4 protein-coding genes and 1 pseudogene (1 of these 5 cut by a window edge) are annotated in these 4837 nt (G+C 48.1%); 1 reads left to right on the top strand and 4 read right to left on the bottom strand.

What is annotated here, in order from left to right; translation table 11 throughout:
- Nucleotides 1–210 precede the first annotated feature (210 nt).
- Genes COV46_06115 through COV46_06105 form a run of 3 tightly spaced genes read right to left on the bottom strand, consistent with a single transcriptional unit; the run spans nt 211 to nt 2767 of the window.
- On the bottom strand, nt 211–1143 hold the full coding sequence (locus COV46_06115; protein PIR16992.1) for a hypothetical protein: 933 nt from the start codon (nt 1141–1143) through the stop codon (nt 211–213).
- A 20-nt stretch (nt 1144–1163) separates the two neighbouring features.
- Nucleotides 1164–1418 carry a hypothetical protein gene (locus COV46_06110; protein PIR16991.1) on the bottom strand — a complete coding sequence of 85 codons (255 nt, stop codon included), beginning with the start codon at nt 1416–1418 and terminating at the stop codon, nt 1164–1166.
- Nucleotides 1391–2767 (bottom strand): voltage-gated chloride channel, encoded by a 1377-nt coding sequence (locus COV46_06105; GenBank protein ID PIR16990.1) that lies wholly within the window; start codon nt 2765–2767, stop codon nt 1391–1393. The genes COV46_06110 and COV46_06105 overlap by 28 nt, the downstream gene beginning before the upstream one ends.
- Nucleotides 2768–2869: 102 nt before the next feature.
- Between COV46_06105 and COV46_06100 the strand changes: the two genes are divergently transcribed.
- Complete coding sequence (locus tag COV46_06100; protein ID PIR16994.1) at nt 2870–4738, top strand: ABC transporter ATP-binding protein; 1869 nt, start codon at nt 2870–2872, stop codon at nt 4736–4738.
- 27 nt (nt 4739–4765) lie between these two features.
- Here COV46_06100 and COV46_06095 read toward each other — a convergent pair.
- Nucleotides 4766–4837, bottom strand: a pseudogene (locus tag COV46_06095) (hypothetical protein); it runs 246 nt beyond the window's last position.

The following is a 4837-nucleotide window of genomic DNA, read 5'->3' as shown; positions in this document are numbered from 1 at the left end:
GCGAACAAAAGGCTGACCACTATATGTAGTGGGTACGAGGGTTAAGTGCATACCCATATTTGCAGATTTTAAGCATTACGCTTTTGGAGAAAATTCCTATTTTACAGGCACTTACAAATATGGCACTCAATTGAAGAGGGTGAAGCTGTAACCATTTGAATTTATTCAACTAACGTTGGGACAGCAGTGATTTTGGAGCTGGGGTGAATATCACAGGTCGTACTTGAGCGTCAGGCCGCCCCAGATGTAATCTGGTTCGTCCATGTTATCTCGGAGCCCTTTCGGGAGCGTTACCACCACATGCATCACAGGTGATACCGAAAAACCTTTATAGGCGGCAAAGTTCAAAGAGAGGACATATTCAAAATTGTTTACCACGGTGCCTACATCCGCGATCCTTGATGCGTTCCATTTAGCCCCGCCGATCGCTATTTGTACGGATGTGGCAATTTCTAGAAGGTCCTCGGGCTTATATTGGAACAGAACACCTATATCATGGTATGTCCCCCAGCTCTTGGTCGGATATGGATAATAGAACCCGTCGGCATATGGCGTAAAGTATCCTATTTCGTATGCCATATGCCACTGAGGTCTTATTATGTTGTGGGCGGAGTAGTCAAGGGACGCCTGGTCTTTGTTTGGAAAGACCATGAAGTTGACAGCCGGGATAAAATTAAAATTACCGATCGTTAGATTGTAATATGGAGTGAAATCGACTTCGTTGAACTGTCCCTGATTAGGTTCGTCATCAAGGACGAAGTTTGCCCATACCGAAAGACCTACGTTATAGGTCTCGGCAGTTATAGATGGCTGCCAGACCGCACCATTGCTTGACGGGAGCCCCTTTGAAACGTACTGCGAAAAGAAATCGAACTCGAAGAGAAGGTCGAACTTTCGTTCCCTTTCAACTGTTTCAGGGCAGTTCTCGCCGGCATCGCAGTCGACGTTAGGCACGTGGAGTCTTCGTTCCTGATTGTGGAGATTTACCGGCTCTTCGTATTTAAGCGAAGGTTCAGTGATCGTTTCAGGGCCGGCCCTTGTCTCTACAACGGGCTCATTTTCAGCGGCCGCCGTAATGCTTAAAATGGAAAAGGCGAATAAAAAACAGAACAACGCCAGCTTATATTGGGCGCCTTTCCACATAAAAATATGGACAAAAAACGTTAAGCCGCGCTTTTTCCGGCTATCTTGTTATAGACCCAGGCAAAGAGCAGACCAAATATAAGGCCGTCTACAAAGCCTAATGCGGCGCCTATCACAAGCCCTGTCCATGAAAGATCGAACCACTTGAGATAAAAGGAGCTCATGCAGTCGTAGGCCCCGGTCCCCTTTCCTACGAGTCCCATAAGGACGCTCCACGCCACCACGATCGACCAGAAGATGGCGCATGTTACACCGAACGCTTTTGGTTTGAGCATAGCTTGCCTCCCAGTTCCTTTATTTTTCTCACAAAATAGAGACAAATACCAACAAAACTTTTCTTTCTTAAATTCAGCTGGGTGTCGATGTCCTCCTCCTCTTCCCCGAGGACTATGCTAAGAGAAGGAGACTTGCTTATTGCAAATACCTGAGAGGGATAGACACTTCTGTGGCCGGTCATTAGAAAACTTATCACACACGCAACAGCAGCATATGGTGCGATCTGCGGGCCAAAGAACTCGACCGCCATGATGCTTGCGGCGATCGGCGTATTGGCGGCACCGCCTAAAAGGGCCACCATGCCTATGGCGGCAAATGTCCCGACATCAAGGTGAAATATATTTGCAAAGAGAGCGCCTGAGCTTGTGCCGATAAAGAAAATAGGTGTTACAATGCCACCGCTTCCGCCAAAGGTCAAGGTGATGCTCGTGAAGAGAATCTTGGCCATGAACGAATACCATGCCGGAGAAGCCCCCTTGAGCGTGTTTTCTATCGAGTTAAGGCCAAGGCCCAAGTAGTCGGTGGAGAGTAGGAACGTTAGCGCAATAAGAGAGGCGCCGCCGATGAGAGCCTTAAGCGGCTCCCATATCTTCATCTTGCCGGATATCTTTTTGAAGAACTTGAGAGATTCTATGAGAAGAAAAGACGAAAGTCCGAAAAAGATGCCTGCCATGGCCACTTTTATAAGGAAGGCCTCGCTGAATACGGGTACGAAATTGATCGGGTGGTAGAAATACTCTATCCCCAGCTGTGTTGTGATATGATAGGATGTCACGCCGGCAATGAAAGAGGGAAGGATGACTTCATAGAGAAGTCCACCCACAAATAGGACCTCGATGCCGAACATGGCTCCCGCAAGAGGTGTTCCGAAGACCGAGGCAAATCCGGCGCTTATGCCGCAGATGACCAGTTTTTTACGGTCATTGTCGTCGAACCTGAAGATGTCGGCGAACATTGAGGAAAGTCCGGCGCCAATCTGGGCGCACGGGCCCTCTTTACCGGCGGAGCCGCCGGATGCTATTGTTATCACCGTTGTTATAAGTTTTACGGGGACGACAGACCATTTTATCTTTCCCGAATGTTTGTGAACGGCCTCTATGACCTTTTCTGTCCCGTGTCCTTTGGCGTCAGGCGCCAGATACTTTATAGTGATGGAGCTTATAAAGAAGGCCACAGGCATTAGCAGGAAATAATATTGATAATTACCGGTAAGCGCAGTGCCCCATCTAAGAAGTTTAAGAAAGACCGCCGTTGCAAAGCCTACTATTGCGCCTATAATGGTTGCAAGAACGAACCATTTAAAGACACTAAAAAATATTATCGTCTCTTCCGCCAGCCTTTTCCTCATGTTCTTCTGAACATTACAAATTACGAGCGGATTTTCTAGACCTATTTTATAATATTAAAATATCGCTTTCATCTGCCTATTTTTGTGATACGTGCGGCCTCGGTGCTAAGGATAGACAATATAGACAAGACCTACGGAAAGCAGGTCGTTTTCGACAAGGCGAGCCTTCAGATCCAGCCTCACGAGCGCGTTGGGCTTGTGGGAAGGAACGGTTCGGGTAAGTCGACGCTTTTAAAGATGATTCTTGGCGAAGAAGAGCCCGATGAAGGGAACATTATCGTCCCCAGAGGCTATCGAATAGGTCACGTTGCCCAGCATCTTCATTTTACCGAACCAACCATCCTTCAGGAGGGATGCTTAGGGCTCCCGCCGGATGAGATGTACGACCATTATAAAGTCGAGGCGGTCCTTTTTGGGCTCGGTTTCACCGAAAAGGATATGGGACTTCCTCCTTCCACTTTTTCCGGCGGTTATCAGGTGAGGCTCAATCTTGCAAAGGTCCTTGTCTCGCATCCAAATCTTTTGCTACTCGACGAACCTACTAACTATCTCGATATCGTCTCTATCCGCTGGATAATAAAGTTCCTGCGCAACTGGAAGCATGAACTTGTCCTCATCTCTCACGACAGGGAGTTTATGGATAGCGTAACGACCCATACGGCTCTTATCCACAGGCAAAGGATAAGAAAGCTCCCCGGCGACACGGTAAAGGTCTACGCCCAAATAAAACAGGACGAAGATGTCCACGAAAAGACCCGCCAAAACGAATCAAAACAGCGGGAACATATCGAGGCGTTCGTTGAAAGGTTCCGCGCGCAGGCAAGCAAGGCCTCCGTCGTTCAGTCGCGGCTTAAGCTTTTAGAGAAGCTCCCCAAGTTGGAAAAACTAGAGGAGATAGCTGACCTTGATTTCGCGTTTCGCTATTCCACTTTCGACGCCAAGCGTCTTATAGAGGTTGCGGGGCTAAGTTTTGGCTACGAACCTTCCAATCTTCTCATAGAAGGCCTTGACATGACCATCGGCTCGGAGGACAGGATAGGCATAATAGGTAAGAACGGTAAGGGCAAATCAACCCTCATAAAGCTCCTCGCAGGCGAGCTTGAGCCTTTAGATGGGAAGATAGATATACATCCTCTTGCAAGGATGGGTTACTTTGGGCAGACAAATATCGACAGGCTCCGCCCCAAATACACAGTTGAAGAAGAGATAGAATCCGCGAATCCCAATCTTGGCAGGACCGCCGTCAGGTCCATATGCGGCACAATGATGTTCGGCGGAGAATCTGCCGAAAAAATGGTGCAGGTCCTCTCCGGTGGCGAAAAGAGCCGCGTGATGCTCGGTAAGATCATCGCCACTCCCACTAATCTCCTTCTTTTAGATGAACCCACGAACCATCTCGACATGCAGTCCATAGATTCTATGGTGGCGACGCTCTCTGATTTTGAAGGGGCCGTTATAATAGTCACCCATAGCGAGCTCGTATTGCACGCGCTTGCCACCAAACTTTTGGTGTTTCAGGACGGCGGTGTCTCATGGTTCAACGGCACCTACGACGAATTTCTTGAAAAGGTTGGCTGGCGCGAAGAGGCCGACGAGGCCGAGGCGAAGAGCACAGACGTAAACCCCAAAAAGGCGCTCCGCCAAAGCAGGGCCGCAGTGATTGCCGAACGCTCGAAGGTTTTAAAGCCGCTCCAAGAGGAGATAAAGTCGCTCGAATCTAAGATCATGAGGCTTGAAAAAGAAGAGGCCGGCATTAACGCAAAACTTTCAAACGTAGGCGCACTTAAAGGTCCGGAGGAGATAGCCGAACTTTCAAGGAGCATTAAAAAACTAAAAAAAGATATCGATTCGAATTTTGCCCATCTCGAAAAGGTCTCGGCAGAACACGACAGCCTCTCCGCCGTCTTCGACGCCCAACTCGCCACCCTTTGCAATGCGGCCGCCAATAGATTAAATAAAGACATTGTTTGACATTAACGAACAATCGTTGTATTATGTCTATTGGATGTGGATAATATAACGCTTTTGTTCGCTATATGGAAACAATGTCTGAACAGAATATAATACAGA

This window comes from Deltaproteobacteria bacterium CG11_big_fil_rev_8_21_14_0_20_49_13, from assembly GCA_002796305.1.
Lineage (GTDB): Bacteria > UBA10199 > UBA10199.
Note: the sequence above shows the minus strand (reverse complement) of the source record. Positions and strands in the feature narration are given on the sequence as shown.

What these genes read in the sequence shown, in the direction of transcription:
- COV46_06105 (PIR16990.1), bottom strand. Translation starts at nt 2,767, where the DNA reads ATGAGGAAAAGGCTGGCGGAAGAGACGATAATATTTTTTAGTGTCTTT.
- COV46_06110 (PIR16991.1), bottom strand. Translation starts at nt 1,418, where the DNA reads ATGCTCAAACCAAAAGCGTTCGGTGTAACATGCGCCATCTTCTGGTCG.
- COV46_06115 (PIR16992.1), bottom strand. Translation starts at nt 1,143, where the DNA reads ATGTGGAAAGGCGCCCAATATAAGCTGGCGTTGTTCTGTTTTTTATTC.